General features: G+C 52.5%; 15 protein-coding genes. 9 read left to right on the forward strand and 6 right to left on the reverse strand.

Annotated elements, in window-relative coordinates:
• Window positions 1-231 precede the first annotated feature (231 nt).
• Complete coding sequence (locus tag C0557_RS11565; protein WP_208658542.1) at window positions 232-1,617, forward strand: diaminobutyrate--2-oxoglutarate transaminase; 1,386 nt, start codon at window positions 232-234, stop codon at window positions 1,615-1,617.
• A gap of 13 nt (window positions 1,618-1,630) precedes the next feature.
• Window positions 1,631-3,094, forward strand: coding sequence for an aspartate aminotransferase family protein (locus C0557_RS11570; RefSeq protein ID WP_208658543.1), 1,464 nt, complete (start codon window positions 1,631-1,633; stop codon window positions 3,092-3,094).
• A 59-nt stretch (window positions 3,095-3,153) separates the two neighbouring features.
• Here the strand turns inward: C0557_RS11570 and C0557_RS11575 are convergent, their stop codons facing one another.
• The 3 genes from C0557_RS11575 to C0557_RS11585 form a co-directional block, all read right to left on the reverse strand.
• Complete coding sequence (locus C0557_RS11575; protein ID WP_208658544.1) at window positions 3,154-3,555, reverse strand: cell envelope integrity TolA C-terminal domain-containing protein; 402 nt, start codon at window positions 3,553-3,555, stop codon at window positions 3,154-3,156.
• Between the two features lie 23 nt (window positions 3,556-3,578).
• Window positions 3,579-4,613 carry a HoxN/HupN/NixA family nickel/cobalt transporter gene (locus C0557_RS11580; RefSeq protein ID WP_208658545.1) on the reverse strand — a complete coding sequence of 345 codons (1,035 nt, stop codon included), beginning with the start codon at window positions 4,611-4,613 and terminating at the stop codon, window positions 3,579-3,581.
• Window positions 4,614-4,769: 156 nt separating this feature from the next.
• Window positions 4,770-5,747: a nitronate monooxygenase family protein gene (locus tag C0557_RS11585; protein WP_208658546.1), complete on the reverse strand. Its 978-nt coding sequence runs from the start codon at window positions 5,745-5,747 to the stop codon at window positions 4,770-4,772.
• A 188-nt stretch (window positions 5,748-5,935) separates the two neighbouring features.
• Between C0557_RS11585 and C0557_RS11590 the strand changes: the two genes are divergently transcribed.
• Both C0557_RS11590 and C0557_RS11595 read left to right on the forward strand, forming a co-directional pair.
• The gene (locus C0557_RS11590) at window positions 5,936-6,832 is read left to right on the forward strand and encodes a LysR family transcriptional regulator (protein WP_208658547.1); all 897 of its coding nucleotides are present in this window, start codon (window positions 5,936-5,938) and stop codon (window positions 6,830-6,832) included.
• A 35-nt stretch (window positions 6,833-6,867) separates the two neighbouring features.
• Window positions 6,868-7,824: a D-2-hydroxyacid dehydrogenase family protein gene (locus tag C0557_RS11595; RefSeq protein WP_208658548.1), complete on the forward strand. Its 957-nt coding sequence runs from the start codon at window positions 6,868-6,870 to the stop codon at window positions 7,822-7,824.
• 48 nt (window positions 7,825-7,872) lie between these two features.
• On the opposite strand, the gene C0557_RS11600 is transcribed toward C0557_RS11595, so the two are convergent.
• Window positions 7,873-8,421, reverse strand: a complete 549-nt coding sequence (locus tag C0557_RS11600; RefSeq protein ID WP_007375019.1) for a winged helix DNA-binding protein — start codon at window positions 8,419-8,421, stop codon at window positions 7,873-7,875.
• 253 nt (window positions 8,422-8,674) lie between these two features.
• Between C0557_RS11600 and C0557_RS11605 the strand changes: the two genes are divergently transcribed.
• From C0557_RS11605 to C0557_RS11615, 3 genes are read left to right on the forward strand one after another with little or no spacing between them, the layout of a single operon-like run.
• Complete coding sequence (locus C0557_RS11605) at window positions 8,675-9,397, forward strand: DUF969 domain-containing protein (RefSeq protein WP_074776395.1); 723 nt, start codon at window positions 8,675-8,677, stop codon at window positions 9,395-9,397.
• Window positions 9,394-10,380, forward strand: a complete 987-nt coding sequence (locus C0557_RS11610; RefSeq protein WP_208658549.1) for a DUF979 domain-containing protein — start codon at window positions 9,394-9,396, stop codon at window positions 10,378-10,380. The genes C0557_RS11605 and C0557_RS11610 overlap by 4 nt, the downstream gene beginning before the upstream one ends.
• Window positions 10,381-10,406: 26 nt before the next feature.
• The gene (locus C0557_RS11615) at window positions 10,407-11,402 is read left to right on the forward strand and encodes a DUF2891 domain-containing protein (protein ID WP_208658550.1); all 996 of its coding nucleotides are present in this window, start codon (window positions 10,407-10,409) and stop codon (window positions 11,400-11,402) included.
• A gap of 594 nt (window positions 11,403-11,996) precedes the next feature.
• Here C0557_RS11615 and C0557_RS11620 read toward each other — a convergent pair.
• Window positions 11,997-12,371, reverse strand: a complete 375-nt coding sequence (locus C0557_RS11620; RefSeq protein WP_208658551.1) for a DUF4440 domain-containing protein — start codon at window positions 12,369-12,371, stop codon at window positions 11,997-11,999.
• Between the two features lie 188 nt (window positions 12,372-12,559).
• On the opposite strand from C0557_RS11620, the gene C0557_RS11625 reads away from it, so the two are divergent.
• The gene (locus C0557_RS11625) at window positions 12,560-13,534 is read left to right on the forward strand and encodes a hypothetical protein (protein WP_208658552.1); all 975 of its coding nucleotides are present in this window, start codon (window positions 12,560-12,562) and stop codon (window positions 13,532-13,534) included.
• Window positions 13,535-14,140: a hypothetical protein gene (locus tag C0557_RS11630; protein WP_208658553.1), complete on the forward strand. Its 606-nt coding sequence runs from the start codon at window positions 13,535-13,537 to the stop codon at window positions 14,138-14,140.
• A gap of 53 nt (window positions 14,141-14,193) precedes the next feature.
• Here C0557_RS11630 and C0557_RS11635 read toward each other — a convergent pair whose 3' ends face one another.
• On the reverse strand, window positions 14,194-15,309 hold the full coding sequence (locus C0557_RS11635; protein ID WP_208662913.1) for an endonuclease/exonuclease/phosphatase family protein: 1,116 nt from the start codon (window positions 15,307-15,309) through the stop codon (window positions 14,194-14,196).
• Window positions 15,310-15,346 lie beyond the last annotated feature (37 nt).

Raw genomic sequence — 15,346 nt, forward strand, 5'->3', positions numbered from 1 at the left:
TGGTGCTCCGCATAGGTATTTGTAACAGAATTACTTACAAATAAACTAATGAAAATTCTGAGCGGTATTATTTTTCTTGTTGATTTTAAAAGAAATTATTGATAATTGCCGTGAAAATAAAAGATTGAGTCCGGCGTTAAAAAAACTTATATTAGCCGCGTTTTTTTTTGAGCAAATCCTATAAACCATTATTCAATCAGTGTGCAAGCTCGCGCTGGTTGTAGGAGTGATATGATGACGGATAAAGTCCGTATTGATACTTTGAATGCAAATTCATTACCTCAGAACAATGAAACATTCCTGGCGCGACAAGCCGAGTTTGAATCCAATGTAAGGAGTTATCCGCGTAAATTGCCTCTGGCAATTGCAAAAGCGCAGGGCGTCTGGATCACCGATGTCGAAAATAATCGATATCTTGACTGCCTCGCAGGTGCTGGAACCATGGCGCTGGGTCATAACCATCCTGAAGTTCTGCAAAGCATCCAAAGTGTCATTACCAGTGGCTTACCGTTACATACGCTGGATCTGACCACGCCGTTGAAAGATGAGTTCTCTGCTTATCTGCTGTCGCTGCTGCCGGGCCAGGGCAAAGAGTATTGCCTGCAGTTCACCGGTCCTTCTGGTGCAGATGCGGTAGAAGCCGCGCTGAAACTGGCGAAAAAAGTGACTGGCCGTTCCGGCGTGATCAGCTTCTCCGGCGGTTATCATGGTATGACCCACGGCGCGCTGGCGGTGACCGGCAACCTGTCGCCGAAAGAAGCGGTTAACGGCATGATGCCGGAAGTGCAGTTTATGCCTTACCCGAACGAATACCGCTGCCCGCTGGGTATCGGCGGCGAAGCTGGCGTGAAAGCGTTAACCTACTACTTCGAAAACCTGATCAACGACGTTGAAAGCGGCGTGCGTAAACCGGCTGCGGTGATCCTTGAAGCCGTACAGGGCGAGGGCGGCGTGAACCCGGCACCGGTTGAGTGGTTACAGCGCATCCGTAAAGTGACGCAGGAACATGGCATTGTTCTGATCATCGACGAAGTGCAGGCGGGCTTTGCGCGTACCGGTAAACTGTTCGCCTTCGAACACGCCGGTATCGAGCCGGATATCATTGTGATGTCTAAAGCTGTTGGCGGCGGTTTGCCGCTGGCCGTATTGGGTATCAAAAAACAGTTCGACGCATGGGCGCCGGGCCACCACACCGGGACGTTCCGCGGCAACCAGTTGGCGATGGCGACCGGTCTGACGACGCTGAAAATCCTGAAAGACGACCGTATTGCCGACAAAGTGGCAGCGCAGGGCGTCTGGCTGAAAGGCAAACTGGCCGAGCTGCAAAAACGTTACCCGGTTATCGGTCACGTGCGCGGCCTGGGCCTGATGATCGGTATTGAAATCGTCAAGCCGAACGAAGCGCAGGATCACATGGGCTGCTACCCGGCGGACGGCGAGCTTTCTGCGCTGTTGCAGAAAAAATGCTTCGAAAATGGTCTGATTCTGGAGCGCGGCGGCCGTAACGGTTGCGTGCTGCGTCTGCTGCCATCGCTGCTGATCAGCAATGACGAGCTGGAAATCTTCCTCGACAAGTTTGAGAACGCGTTGTTGGCAGCTGGCGTTAAGCCTGTTTAATCGGAGCAATTGAATGTCTGATGTAAATCCGATTCTTTCCGGGTCTGCGCAAAGTATTGCCGCCTATCAGGACGCCATTGAGCAGAGCACAAAAGCGGTTGTGCAGTGGCTGAAACAACCTGAGATGTACCAGGGCAAAACGGTTGAGCAACTGCGTGAGCGCATCAATTTAGAATTTACCTCTCAGGGCCTGGGCAACCAGGCCGCGATTGAGCGCGCCGTTGAGTACTTCCTGAAAGACAGTCTTTCTGTGCACCACCCGCAGTGTGTTGCGCACCTGCACTGCCCGAGCCTGGTGATCAGCCAGGCGGCGGAGGTGCTGATTAACGCCACCAACCAGAGCATGGATTCGTGGGATCAAAGCCCTTCAGCCACCATCATTGAGATCAAGCTGATTGAATGGCTGCGTGCTCAGGTGGGTTACCAGCCGGGCGATGCCGGGGTGTTTACCAGCGGCGGCACCCAGAGCAACCTGATGGGGTTGATGCTGGCCAGGGATGCGTTTTTTGCGCGCCAGGGCCACTCAGTTCAGCAGGATGGCTTAACGGGCGATCTGAGCAAAATCAAAGTGTTGTGCTCTGAGAATGCCCACTTCTCCGTGCAGAAAAATATGGCGCTGATGGGGCTGGGTTATCGCTCCGTGACGCTGGTGAAGACGGATGCGTTCTCCCGCATGGATCTCAACGATTTGGCGGCGAAGCTGGCGCAGGCGAAAGCCAACGGCGAACAGGTTCTGGCGATCGTTGCGACCGCTGGCACGACCGACGCCGGGGCTATCGATCCGTTAGCGGAGATTGCTGCGCTGGCGGCGGAATACCAGACCTGGATGCACGTGGATGCGGCCTGGGGCGGCGCGCTGCTGCTGTCTGAGAAATTCCGTCACTACCTGAACGGCCTTGAGTTAGCGGATTCCGTCACGCTCGATTTCCACAAGCAGTTCTTCCAGACCATCAGTTGCGGCGCGTTCTTGCTGAAAGATCCGCGTCACTATCAGCTGATGCGTTACCAGGCGGCTTACCTGAACTCGGACTTTGACGAAGAGCACGGTGTCCCGAACCTGGTATCGAAATCCCTGCAAACCACCCGTCGTTTCGATGCGCTGAAACTGTGGATGGGCCTTGAAGCGCTGGGTAAAAAGCAGTACGCCGAAATCATTGATAATGGCGTCACGCTGGCGCAGCAGGTGGCAGAGTTTGTCGCACAGGAGCCGCAACTGGAACTGGTGATGCAACCGCAGCTTGCCAGCGTGCTGTTCCGCTTCCGTCCGCAAAACGGTGATATGTCCGCCGTTGCGTTGTTGAACCAGCGCATTGGCGATGCATTGCTGGCCTCCGGGGCGGCGAACGTTGGGGTAACGGAAGCCGATGGCATCACCTGCCTGAAGCTGACGCTGCTGAACCCGACGGTGTGTCTGCAGGACGTTAAAGTTCTGCTGGCAAGCGTAAAAGCCTGCGGAGAGCAACTGCTTAACGCATAACGCATAACAGCGAGATAAAAGCCGACAACGTTGCAGTTGTCGGCTTTTTTTATACCTTGTCAGTAACCCTGCATATTCCAGCGTGCAGAGCTCATCACATCGTAGACTTTCTGGTCGGTGAAGGGAGGAAAGTCGGCTTTTTTCGCCGCCACTTCCAGCGCATCGCAATAGGCTTTATCACCGCCTTTGATAATTATATTTTGCAATTTGCCATCATAGTTAAAATCAAGGTGCATATTGCAGGTTTTGCCTTTCCACGCATGGCGGTCCGCGAGGGCGGAATCCAGCGCATTTTTAATTCCGGCCGCTTGTTGTCCATAAATATCCGTGTCGGTGACTTTACCGGAGCGGTTATAAGAGCAGGGTTCCAGTGCGTTTTTTTTCAGGCAGTCCGTCGGGTGAAGCGGTACGCAGCCTGTCGCTATTGAGCCCAACAGGGCCAGCATCATTAACTTTTTCATTGTTATTTATTCCTTTTATTTTTTTACAGCGGCGTTTGTTGATCCGTAAAAAGCGCATCGTAACCTTTCCACCGGTAGTTCAGCACAGAAAGCAGCCAGCAGAGAATAAACAGTCCGACCACGAAGAACCCGGCGTTACTCAGGTTATCGTTCATTATGGCGATGATATCCCAGAATTTACCATGTAAATCAAGCTTATCTACAGTTAACCCCAGCGCTTCGCTGCCGCCGATAAATAACGCGACAATCACCGAGGTGCCGGTAATGGTCATATTGTAATAGAGTTTGCGTTGCGGTTTACTGAATGCCCAGCCGTAGGCTTCGACCATCAGGATATTATCCAGCGTATCGATTAACGCCATGCCGCTGGTAAAGAGTGCGGGAAATACCAGAATAGACCATACCGACATGCCATTTGACGCACCGGCGGTGGAAATGCCCAGTACGCCAATTTCGGTGGCGGTATCAAACCCGAGGCCAAATAAAAAACCGACAAGGTACATCTGCCAGCTTTGCGACACCAGGCGGAATGTGCGGTGAAAGATCCAGCTCATTATTCCGCCGGATGCGATTGTTTCTTCGGGAAGCGATTTGTCGCCGTTTTTTAATTGCCGGAAAGCGCGCCAGACATTACTGAGAATAAGTAAATTCACCAGCGCGATAACGATCAGAAAAAAAGCCGACACGCTGGTGCCAATTATGCCGCCGGTTTCATGCAACCACGACATGTGATGGCGAAACGCGGTGGCGGTTGCCGCAATGGCAATGGTGGCGAGGATAACAATCGTGGAGTGCCCCAGTGAAAACCAGGTGCCGACGCTGCACGATCTTTTCCCGTGCTGCATCATTTTACGCGTGACATTATCGATGGCGGCGATATGGTCGGCATCCACCGCATGGCGTAAGCCGTAGCACCAGGCCAGCAGGCTTGCCGCCATCAGCGAGGCGCTGCCGCCAAAGTTGAAAAATGCCCAGCCCCAGGCTGCAATATTCATCAGCAGCAGCATAAGGATCAACAGGCAAGCGCGTGGATTCCTGAAGAGTAAAGCGGAAAACATTGAAGGCCTCAAAGGGTTGCGTGGTTATGCGGCCAGGACATTTTGTAGCATCGCGCGGGCGGGGATGTTGATATCGATCTATCCGGCAGCTATTCGCCCATTCCGGCGATGGCGGAACAGGCGAAAGGAGAGCCCGCCGTTACCAGCGGGAAAGCGTCAGACGCTTAATTCATTCACCACTTCAGCGACACTTTTCACGCTGCGGATGCTGCCGATCCCGGTGCCAAGCGCGATATAACCTTCGTCGCTGTTACCTTCCAGCATACCGACGCGTAAGCCGCTCACCCCGCCCATCACGGCAGCGATCTCTTCCCGGCTGGCGCCGGCTTTGTCCATTTGCACCAGTTTTTCCGCCAGTTTCCCGGGCAGCGAACGGTAGTAATCAGGAAGGGTGCGAAACAGCAACATGTCCAGCCCGTTTGCCGCCACGATTTTGTCCTTCACCGATTGCGGTACGCGGCTCTCGTGGGTGCTGATAAACACCGAACCGGCAAACACACCTTGTGCACCAAGAGCATGAGCGGCGCGGGCAGTGCGGTTATCGGTAATACCACCCGCAGCCAGTACGGGAACGCTTTTCACCGCATCGACAATCAGCGGCACGATGGAAAAGGTGCCTAACGCGGTGCCCGGCAGTGTGCCGCCTTCATCAAATCCCGTCGCGACGATAATATCGGCACCGGCCGCTTCAGCCTGTCGGCTGTTTTCAGGCGTTGGATTGATATCCCGGTAGATAATTTTAATGCCTGCCTCTTTCAGTTCATCAAACAGAGCAGGGATCACCACGTCTTTGCCGTAGCCGGTATACACCACTGCCTGCACGCCTTCTTCTTTTATTACCCGCAGCATGGGCGGCGTCCAGATGTCATTTTCAATCGCCGGGATCAGATTGACGCCAAAGGGTTTCTCGGTAAGCATTTTTGTTTTGCGAATCTCTTCGCGCATTTTTTCAGCCGTCTCTTCCGGCGTCGAGACGGCGGTTTCCGCAGTCAGACCTGCGTTTGGCCCCAGCACGCCCAGACCACCGGCATTACTGACCGCTGCCACCAGGCGGGCATCGGTCAGCCATGAGAGTGGCCCCTGAATGACGCTTTTTTCGATACCGAGAATAGTACTGACACTGTGATTTTGCATCGTCTGTTTCCTTAAAAAAGAGATAGCGACAGGCCGGTATAATCCGTTGTTGATCAGTACCCTGACGGATTGCGGCCCGGAATAGCGCCATTCTAAGCGGTACATTTGTTATGAAAAATGCTCAATATGCTTCATCACTATTACGAAATAAGTAACAATGTGGCGTTCCTTCCGGTAAAGAAGCGGCTATGCAAATCAATGTCTATGAATTAATGCGGATCTTTATTGCGATCGTGGAGACGGGCAGTTTCTCGCAGGCGGCAGAAAACCTGCAAATCCACCGTCCCGCTGTGACCAAAGCCTTACAGCAACTGGAACAGCACTGTGGCGTGCGCCTGTTGCACCGCACGACGCGGCGCATCAATATGACGCCAGAAGGCGAGGAGTTTTATCGCACCAGCAAGCTATTGCTGGAACAAACCGATGATTTGCTGGGATCGTTTGCCGCGGGTCGCCCGCTATGCGGGCAGTTGCGCGTCGATATGCCGGTTGCCATTGCCGCTTTGCTGGTCGCGCCCAATCTGCCGGATTTTTATCGTCTCTATCCCGCCATCGAAATTATTCTCAGCAGTTCGGATCGCCGTAAAGATATGCTGCGCGACGGTCTGGATTGTGTGTTGCGCATGGGTCCGCTGGAAAATGGTGATTATGTTGCCCGGAAGATGGGTAATATCCGGCTGGTCACCTGCGCCAGCCCGGCCTATCTGGCGGAACATGGCACACCGGAAACGCTGGAGGATTTGCAGCATCATCAGGGCGTGAACTGGTTTAACAGCAGCAACCGGCAAATTATGCCGTGGATATTTCAGACGCCATCCGGAATAGAAGAAATTCACCTTCCCGGTAAACTGGTGCTGGATAACTCAGAAGTGTACGTGGCGGCAGGTCTGGCGGGGGTTGGGCTGTTGCAGGGCATGGATTTCTTTTTCCGTCCCTATATTGATGATGGGCGGCTGATCGAAGTCTTGCCACAAAACCCGGTTCCCGCGCGGAAATTGTCGATGCTCTATCCGCATCGCCATATCTCTCCGAAAGTGCGCGTATTTACGCAGTGGCTGGAGGAGTTGCTGAAGATTTTGCACTGAGCGGTTGGTACATCATTCAACATTGAGAGGGCAGAATGGCTATTCAGGTGTTAATTCCCGACGACTATCAGCTTGCCACGCAACAGCTCCGTTTTCTGCGGCAGAATGATAAATTCCATTGTTCAGCGCTGGGCGATTTACGCAAAGAGACGCAGGCAGAGAGCGCGTTGTTCAACGCCCAGGCATTAATCCTCATCCGCGAAAGAACCGTAGTTGATGAGGCGTTTTTGCGCCGCACACCGAATCTGAAGTTAATTAGCCAAACGGGGAAACTGGCAAGAAATGTGGATATTGACGCCTGCACGCGGGCCGGTGTTGCCGTCGTCGAAGGTGTCGGTTCTCCGGTGGCGCCCGCTGAATTAACGTGGCTATTGATTATGGCCTCCAGAAGAAAATTCGTCTCTTCGGTGAACGCCATGAAAGAGGGGCGCTGGCAAACGGAAATCGGATCGGCGGTGAATAAGCAGGTTTTAGGCATCCTCGGATACGGCAAAATCGGTAAGCGAATTGCCCGCTATGCGCAGGCATTTGATATGCAGGTTCAGGTGTGGGGAAGCGAACGTGCGCAGGAAGAGGCGCGTGCCGCCGGGTTGCGGGTGCCGGAAAATCGCGAGCAGTTTTTCGCAACCTCCGATGTGATTACCGTGCATCAACGTTTGGTGGCGCAAACGGCAGGCAATATCACTTCCGCCGACCTCGCGCTGATGAAAACGGATGCGTTATTCGTCAATACCAGCCGTGCTGAACTGGTTGCCGAAGGCGCGCTTTACCACGCGCTGCGCCAGGGGCGCCCCGGATATGCCGCGCTGGATGTTTACGAACAAGAGCCTGTATACGATACGCATAACCCTTACCTGGAAATGCCGAATGTGCTCTGTACGCCGCATCTGGGTTATGTGGAAACAGCCAGCTATGAGTTATATTTCAAAACGGCTTTTGATAACGTGGTGCGTTTTTTTTCCGGTGATACCTCGAACGTGATAAACCGCTGACTCACTCAATAAAAAACGGCCTCTCCGGCGGGAGAGGCTGGCATCGTTTCACAGCGACGCGGCGGTGCGGGCGGCCGTATCGTAAAGGGATGAGATGGTGCGTAAAAGCTGCGCCGTTTCGCCAATGGATTGCCCCGGGATCCCGCTTTCCGCATGAATACTTATCAGGCAGGCTTCACGCACATCGCGGTATTTCATGCATAACGCTTTTCCTTCATCGGTGGTGGAGAAAAAGAGTTCCTTTCCGGCTTTTTCGCTCGTCACGTAGCCTGCTTTAATCAGTTTTTTCAGGGCGTAGGTCACCACATGCGTGTCTTCTACGTTCAGGACGAAACAGATATCTGCCAGCTTTTTCTTGCGATTGCGATGATTCACATGATGCAGAAGTGAAACATCAAAAGCCCCCATATCAGGTTCACCTGCCGCGGTCATACAGCGCACCATCCATTTGTTGAAGGCGTTGCTGGTCATGATCAATGCGTACTCCAGCTCCGATAATTCAGCGCAGCGTTCGGAAACCAGATGGCGTGAAGAGACGATACGGCCATCCGCAATATCGTCGCTATTCGTTGATGTAGCGCTCTTTTTTGAGTTCATAGCGTTCCTTACAGGAGTGTGACTCTTAGCCAAAAATGTAAACTGAAAGCGATAAAATAAGAACATTTTATTGATAAATCGTTTACATGTTTTTGCGGTTCAGATATAGCTTTTCATACCGGTTCTGTGAACACCGCAGGGCTGTCGCAATACACAACATCGCTCGCCGCAATGCACCTCGCTTCGTTTGACTACGAAGTATTAAAAAAATCGCCATCGGCGCGCAACGCTCACTTTAGATAGGGTAAACGTTATGGACGGTTCTACACTGCTGCCACTTATCGGCATACCGATAGTGGTTATTGGTTTTGCACTGCGCTTCAACCCGCTGTTGGTGGTCGTTGTTGCAGGGCTGACTACCGGATTGTTAGTGGGAATGGATTTCGGGACGCTGCTGGAAACTTTTGGTGAAAAATTCGTCAATAGCCGCTCGCTGGCCACCTTTATTTTGATCCTGCCGGTTATCGGACTGCTGGAGTATTACGGCCTGAAAGAGCGAGCGCAGGCCTGGGTGGCAAAAATTGCCAGCGCGACATCGGCACGTATTTTGATGCTCTATTTTGTCGCGCGTGAAGGAACGGCGGCGCTGGGGCTGATGTCGCTTGGCGGGCATGCGCAAACGGTTCGTCCACTGCTGGCGCCAATGGCCGAAGGCGCAGCGTTAAATGAATACGGCGAATTACCCCAACATATCCGCGACAAAATCAAAGCGCATGCCGCCGCGTGCGACAACATTGCGGTCTTCTTTGGCGAAGATATCTTTATCGCCTTCGGCGCGGTGTTACTGATCGATGCGTTCCTGAAGGAGAACGGAATTCAGGGGATTGAACCGCTGCATATCGGCTTATGGGCCATTCCCACTGCGCTTTCGGCATTGATTATTCATATGACGCGCTTGCTGCGTCTGGATGCCAGCATCCGTCGCGACGTGATGGCATGGAAAGCAGAGCAGGGCACGCAGGAGATCGCTCAATGACAACGTTGATGACCATTAACCGCGTTTATTACCTGATCGGTTTTGTCGTGATGCTGCTGGTTATCATGACATTACGGGATCGCGGCAATCCTAAGCGCTTTACTACGGCGCTGTTCTGGTTTTTGTTCGGCGGAATTTTCCTGTTTGGCGATCTGATGGTTCAGGAACTGGGCAAATCGCTGGCCTACCGAATTATTGGCGGCTGCGTTATTGCCATAGCCTTGCTTGCAGGATTTGGCCTGGTTGGGAAAGGACATTACAAAATGTCTACCGAGGCTGAGCGCATTGCCTCCTCGAATCGCCTGAAAAACTGGCTTTTCTTGCCGGCGCTGATGATCCCGGTCGTGACCGTGCTAGGGACGTTATTCCTGAAAGGGGTTGCTGTCGGCGGCGTTTACCTGCTCGACCAGAAACAACTCACGCTGGCCGCCTTGTGCGTCGCCTGTGTCGCCGCGATCCTGACGGGCTGGTGGCTGACACGCGGAACGCCGCTGCATGCCATTCGCCAGTCCCGGCGCCTGGTGGATACCATTGGCTGGGCGGTGATCCTTCCGCAAATGCTCGCCATGCTGGGCGGCGTATTTGTGGTGGCCAATACCGGGCAGTCGGTACAAAAGGTGGTGAGCCTGTTTGTGAACCCGGATAACCGCTTCATGCTGGTGGTGATTTACTGTATTGGCATGGCGCTCTTCACCATGGTTATGGGCAACGCCTTCGCCGCTTTTCCGGTGTTGAGTGCCGGTATTGCCTTGCCGTTCCTGATTAACGTACATCACGGCAACCCGGCCCCCTTGCTGGCGATTGGCATGTACGCAGGATATTGCGGCACGTTGATGACGCCGATGGCCGCGAATTTTAATATCGTCCCCGCCGCGTTACTGGAGCTGAAAGATAAATATCAGGTGATTAAGGTTCAAATCCCGACGGCGTTAACCCTGCTGGTGGTTAACGTGTTCTTAATGTATTTCCTCGTGTTTCGCTAAGCGCGGCAACGACTTAAGGAGCAGTTATGCAATTAACTCAACATCAGGCAGAAGCCTTTGCCCGCATGCCGTTAACCTATTTACGTCAGGAATATCCGAACCACATTATGCATTTGCTTAATGATGATGGTGACGTTTTGCCGCCGCGGGAACTGCATCCCATTTTTTACGGCTGCTTTGACTGGCATTCAGCAGTACATGGCTACTGGCTGTTGCTGCGCTGCGTGCGTCTTTACCCGGATCTGGCGTGCAAAGCGGAGATCACTGCGCTTTTTGATGAGCACCTGACGCAAGAAAAGGTGGCGCAGGAAGTGGCCTATTTTAACGCGCCGTTCCGCGCCTCGTTTGAGCGCCCCTATGGCTACGGCTGGTTGCTGGCGCTGGCTCAGGAGCTGAAGCACTCGTCACTGCCGCAGGCGCAAGGCTGGCATCAGGTGCTGGAGCCTTTAACCCAGGATATTCGCAACAGGCTGGTGGATTATCTCAGCAAGTTGACGTATCCCATCCGTGTTGGCACGCATTACAACACGGCGTTTGCGCTGGCACTGGCGCTGGATTACGCCCGTGCGCTTGCGGATCGGCCACTTGAGCAGGCCATTCTGGATGCCGCTAACCATTATTACCTGGCTGATACCGATTATCCTGCGCACTATGAGCCAGGCGGCGATGAGTATATTTCGGGCGCGCTGACTGAAGCGTTGTTAATGAGTAAAGTTACCGCCGATTTCCCGGCCTGGTTCGATGCGTTCTTACCGGATGTGGCGTCGGTTTCCGCGCTGATGAATCCGGCGGAAGTCAGCGACCGTACCGATCCAAAAATTGCCCATCTGGATGGGTTAAATCTCAGCCGCGCCTGGTGCATGAAACATATCGCGAAGGCGTTACCGGAAAATCATGCCGGGCAAAAAGCGTTAAACGATGCCGTGAAATGCCATCTTGCGGCAAGCGTAGAACATGTGGTGGGAAGCCATTATAGCGGCGGCCACTGGCTGGCCAGTTTCGCGCTGCTGGCGCTGGAGTAAAGGGGAGGTGGGTGCAGTGTTATAGTGCTGCACCCTCACTTTTTGTTTTTTTGACAGCCCGGGTTTATTCATTTCTTCCGCACTATTTATCTATTTCGCCATTTCTCACCGCAAGTGTGCGTATTTACACTGTGGCCGGGGCTTATTTGTGCTGGTTCCGGCGCAAAAATCGTTTACTGTATAAACGCTATCCAACAGCAAACAGGAAATTCATGGTATCGCGCTGCATTTGAAAAAAGATATCGAAACGAGCAGCGAAAAACTCAAACACTCAAACTTAGGTGCTCACATTTGAACTCAGGCAGTTCATTTCAATGTGGATACTGTCAGCAGAAATCCTGCCAATTTACGTCCACCATAATAAGTTATTACATGGGAGCCATCAGTCAGGAAGGAAGGGAGAACATGTGATAAGTGTATGGTTGGTAGAGGTCTGTGAATGCTAATGGACGTCCGTCCTCTTCATATTCAATTTAACATAATATACATTATACGCACTAACATATAATCAGGCAGAATCCGGCATTTCGCACCTGTGATTTGTGTTGCTTGTTTTATCTGGCATTCCGGCTTTTCAGTCCCGCCACAGACCACTCAATCCGCTTCGGGCGTTCCCTGATGGAAAATCATTTGCCAGTGGTCATCTTCATTTCTGACCCATAACGATGTGCGCAATGTGCGATGCGTTTTATCTCCCGCCAGACTTTGCCTGAACGTCCGGTATGTCAGTAACAGCGCTCCGCTTTCGATCTGCATGAATGCGAATTCCTCCGACGTGATTTGCTGCCAGTCGGTATCTGCCACTAATGAATCGATAACTTGCTGCCTGCCGTATCGTTTGCCCGAACGACCAATCTCGAAAAAATTTCTGTGCAGCAACTTCTCAATGGCAATCTTCTGGCTGCGAATTTCTGCCCGATGAAGCTGCCGTTCGTATTGCACAATCCGCGACTGTAAATCCTCTGTCATCGTTCACCTTTTCCATTCCACTGACAAATGCCGCACTGCGCGTTTGTACCCCGGCATCCAGATCTATACGCTTCATCCATTTATCGGCTGTATATAATTCATTCAGATTATTCTTAATTGTTTACTGCGTTATGCCATTTATTCTTAACATCTCAAATACATAAGAACATTAACGATGGAGCGACTCAATGACCTTTCCCGGCCAACTCGCTGGTAACAACCTTCCCGATTACGGTCTTGCACGCAGCCTGGGCCTGGCCCCCGGCGATGACTTTGACTTTACTTCGCTGGCCAATCAACTCGACTGCACCCGCAGTTTTCACCAGGTCGGCATCATTTATTCGGACGGTCCGCGTCAATGGTTGGTGCGTCCTTCACGGCGGATCGCTACGCCCAATCAAAGTACTGTCAGCCATGTTATTGTTACAAAAGTAAATTCTCAATCCACTTACAGTGCCGCTCAAGCCATCAATACGACGATTCAGGCACCTTCACTGACAAATGAAATTACGTCGACGGCCATTTCTTGCGGAGCCGCAGTCGTCACTGGCGTTCTCGCACTGGGCGCGGGCGCTGCTGTACCGCTGACGGCCGGGGCTTCAGGCGTGGTGGCGGCGATCATTACTGCCGGAACGGTAGCCACCGTGGCGCAATGTGCTATCGGGCTGGGGCGCATCTCGCTGATCGCCACCAATAATGACGAAGTGGTGACCTGGCTGGACAGCGAATCGTGGTATGTCACGACCAGTACAGCGCTGGATATCCTTTCACTGGCTGGCGCCGGGGCCGGATTAAAAAGTACCCTGGAAACCTACAAGCTAATGAAAGGAGCAACCTCTTCCAGCGTAACAAACTGGCTGAAGAATTTAAGCCGTGCCGAACGTAAACGCATTACCGAGGAAATTATTCGCGCGCAAAACCCAGGGATATCCAACACCGGCGTAAAAGCCGCGATGAAAGCAGGATTTTACCCGAAACGTTATCCTTCAGAAGCGTTACAAACCGCGTTGCAGCGTGAATTGACGGCGGCACTGGTTAACACCTCAGCATTTGCCGGTAGCGCCTTAACCGGAACGATCCGCAATCCTGGCAATATGAAAACCTCTGGGCAGTACATTATTGGTCTGATACAGTCATTTTCCTTTACAGGAAGTAATGGGTAGATGATGAAATATATAAAAAGAAGCCTTACGTTAAGTGCTGTGGTGGCAGAAAAAATAAAAACTAATGATCCTGAACGGCTGGAAAAATTAAAGGATCGTTTAAAGGATCGGCTGGGGATCCCTGCGGGCTGGCATATGATGGGCCTGCCGCTGATTGCCAGCATGATCCTCGCGGTGTTTAGCTTCGCCCTCCCCCAACCCTTTATCTGGATAGCGATTTTTAGCTGGCTGGCGTTGCCGCATTATGCCGTAATGGCTGCGGTGATCCCTGTATCACTGCTCTATAGCGCCATCATTGTCATCGCTATGGTATTAATTTCAAAGGGGTTTTTATCGGCGATGAAGGTTTATCTATGGACGCTTTTTCTGACGTCGCTGGTCGCCATTATATTTTTTCTGACAGCCTTTATTCCGGCTCTGTTTGGCGCTGAACGTCAACTGTGGTTTGTTATCAGTTCATTTTTGGGGTTAATTTTCATTGGTTGTAGCGTTAAATGTCTTAATAGCGCCATGTTTTGCCGCACCAATGCGTTATATTTACACAACCGCGTCTGGCGCAAGCAGTTGAATATTCAGCGTCAGAACATATCCCTTTCAAAACGATAAAATAAAGCCGCTGCGATTATTATTCCGCAGCGGCAATACCTGATTAAAAATCCCTACAGATCCAGTTCGACCCACACGGCGGCATGATCCGAACCGGCATTGACCGGTTTTTTCAGTTCCGCATAAGTTTCCCATTTCGCCGGACGCACGCCAGGCCACATCCCTTTACGGTACACGCCGCCCTTTTTTACCGTTCCCCATAACGCCGGTGACAACAGGATATAGTCGATTTTGTTATTGGCGGTACAGCTTCCCCAGGTGCCCGGATAGCCGCCATTATCAAATTTTGCGTGAGTGAAAATATCGCGCAGATCGGTATCTTTCAGCAGTGGCGCGAGCGGTTGGCTGTCTGGCGTATCGTTAAAATCCCCGACAATGGCAATCAGCGTTTCGCCCGCTTTGATGCGTTGCTGGTAAATCGCTTTCACCCGTTCGGCCTGCTCCCGGCGGCGGGCGTCTGAGCTGCTTTGCGATCCATAGCCTTTACTCTTCAGGTGATTCACTAACACATGCAGCGTTCTGCCATCCTTTAACGGAATGGCAAACTCCGGGCAATCGCGGGAGAAAATCAGCGCGCCATCGGCATCTTTATCATCAACATGGCTACGGATGGTCTCAATCGGGAATGCGCTGGCGGTCATCAAACCGACATCAATCCCACGTTCGTCGTTACCATCAATCACCATCACATGCTCAAACGGCTTGCCATTACGTGCAGGAATGATTTCGCGGTTAAACGCCAGCAACGCGGGTCGGCTTTCCGCTTCGACGACAGCCAGAATATCGGCCTGCAGATCAATCATCACCTGCGCAGTCAACAGCATGGCCGTTTCATCCACCGGCGCGGCGCGTAGCTCCAGCGAGCCCACCCAGTCGGCCCGTCCATCGGCGATGATGCGGATCTCCGAGCCATCTGTAGGCCGCGTCAGCAGTTTGCCACGGTTACGGCGCAGGATCACAAACGGGCCAGTATCAGACTTTTTCAGCCCCAGCTCGTTAAGCAAAACCACCATTTTTCGTTTCATTTCGTCGGTATAGGTTAATTCGCCGAGTAACGCATTCAGGGCGGCAAACTTTTCCAGAATCGGTTTGCCTTCGTCCCAGTCGGCCAGGTTCATGGCCTTCGCGCGGTCGAATAAGTTTTCCACATTGTAAGACGCCAGCCGCATCATTCACCCTCCCCTTGATTTCAGCCGCTTCTGTTGC

The organism is Kosakonia sp. MUSA4 (genome assembly GCF_013085925.1).
GTDB classification, from domain to species: Bacteria; Pseudomonadota; Gammaproteobacteria; order Enterobacterales; family Enterobacteriaceae; genus Kosakonia; species Kosakonia sacchari_B.

Bases quoted from the DNA above. Each gene is read 5' to 3' on its own strand.
- C0557_RS11565 (WP_208658542.1), top strand. From the start codon at position 232: ATGATGACGGATAAAGTCCGTATTGATACTTTGAATGCAAATTCATTA.
- C0557_RS11605 (WP_074776395.1), top strand. From the start codon at position 8,675: ATGGACGGTTCTACACTGCTGCCACTTATCGGCATACCGATAGTGGTT.
- C0557_RS11580 (WP_208658545.1), bottom strand. From the start codon at position 4,613: ATGTTTTCCGCTTTACTCTTCAGGAATCCACGCGCTTGCCTGTTGATC.
- C0557_RS11620 (WP_208658551.1), bottom strand. From the start codon at position 12,371: ATGACAGAGGATTTACAGTCGCGGATTGTGCAATACGAACGGCAGCTT.
- C0557_RS11595 (WP_208658548.1), top strand. From the start codon at position 6,868: ATGGCTATTCAGGTGTTAATTCCCGACGACTATCAGCTTGCCACGCAA.
- C0557_RS11590 (WP_208658547.1), top strand. From the start codon at position 5,936: ATGCAAATCAATGTCTATGAATTAATGCGGATCTTTATTGCGATCGTG.
- C0557_RS11630 (WP_208658553.1), top strand. From the start codon at position 13,535: ATGATGAAATATATAAAAAGAAGCCTTACGTTAAGTGCTGTGGTGGCA.
- C0557_RS11585 (WP_208658546.1), bottom strand. From the start codon at position 5,747: ATGCAAAATCACAGTGTCAGTACTATTCTCGGTATCGAAAAAAGCGTC.
- C0557_RS11570 (WP_208658543.1), top strand. From the start codon at position 1,631: ATGTCTGATGTAAATCCGATTCTTTCCGGGTCTGCGCAAAGTATTGCC.
- C0557_RS11625 (WP_208658552.1), top strand. From the start codon at position 12,560: ATGACCTTTCCCGGCCAACTCGCTGGTAACAACCTTCCCGATTACGGT.
- C0557_RS11610 (WP_208658549.1), top strand. From the start codon at position 9,394: ATGACAACGTTGATGACCATTAACCGCGTTTATTACCTGATCGGTTTT.
- C0557_RS11615 (WP_208658550.1), top strand. From the start codon at position 10,407: ATGCAATTAACTCAACATCAGGCAGAAGCCTTTGCCCGCATGCCGTTA.
- C0557_RS11600 (WP_007375019.1), bottom strand. From the start codon at position 8,421: ATGAACTCAAAAAAGAGCGCTACATCAACGAATAGCGACGATATTGCG.
- C0557_RS11635 (WP_208662913.1), bottom strand. From the start codon at position 15,309: ATGCGGCTGGCGTCTTACAATGTGGAAAACTTATTCGACCGCGCGAAG.
- C0557_RS11575 (WP_208658544.1), bottom strand. From the start codon at position 3,555: ATGAAAAAGTTAATGATGCTGGCCCTGTTGGGCTCAATAGCGACAGGC.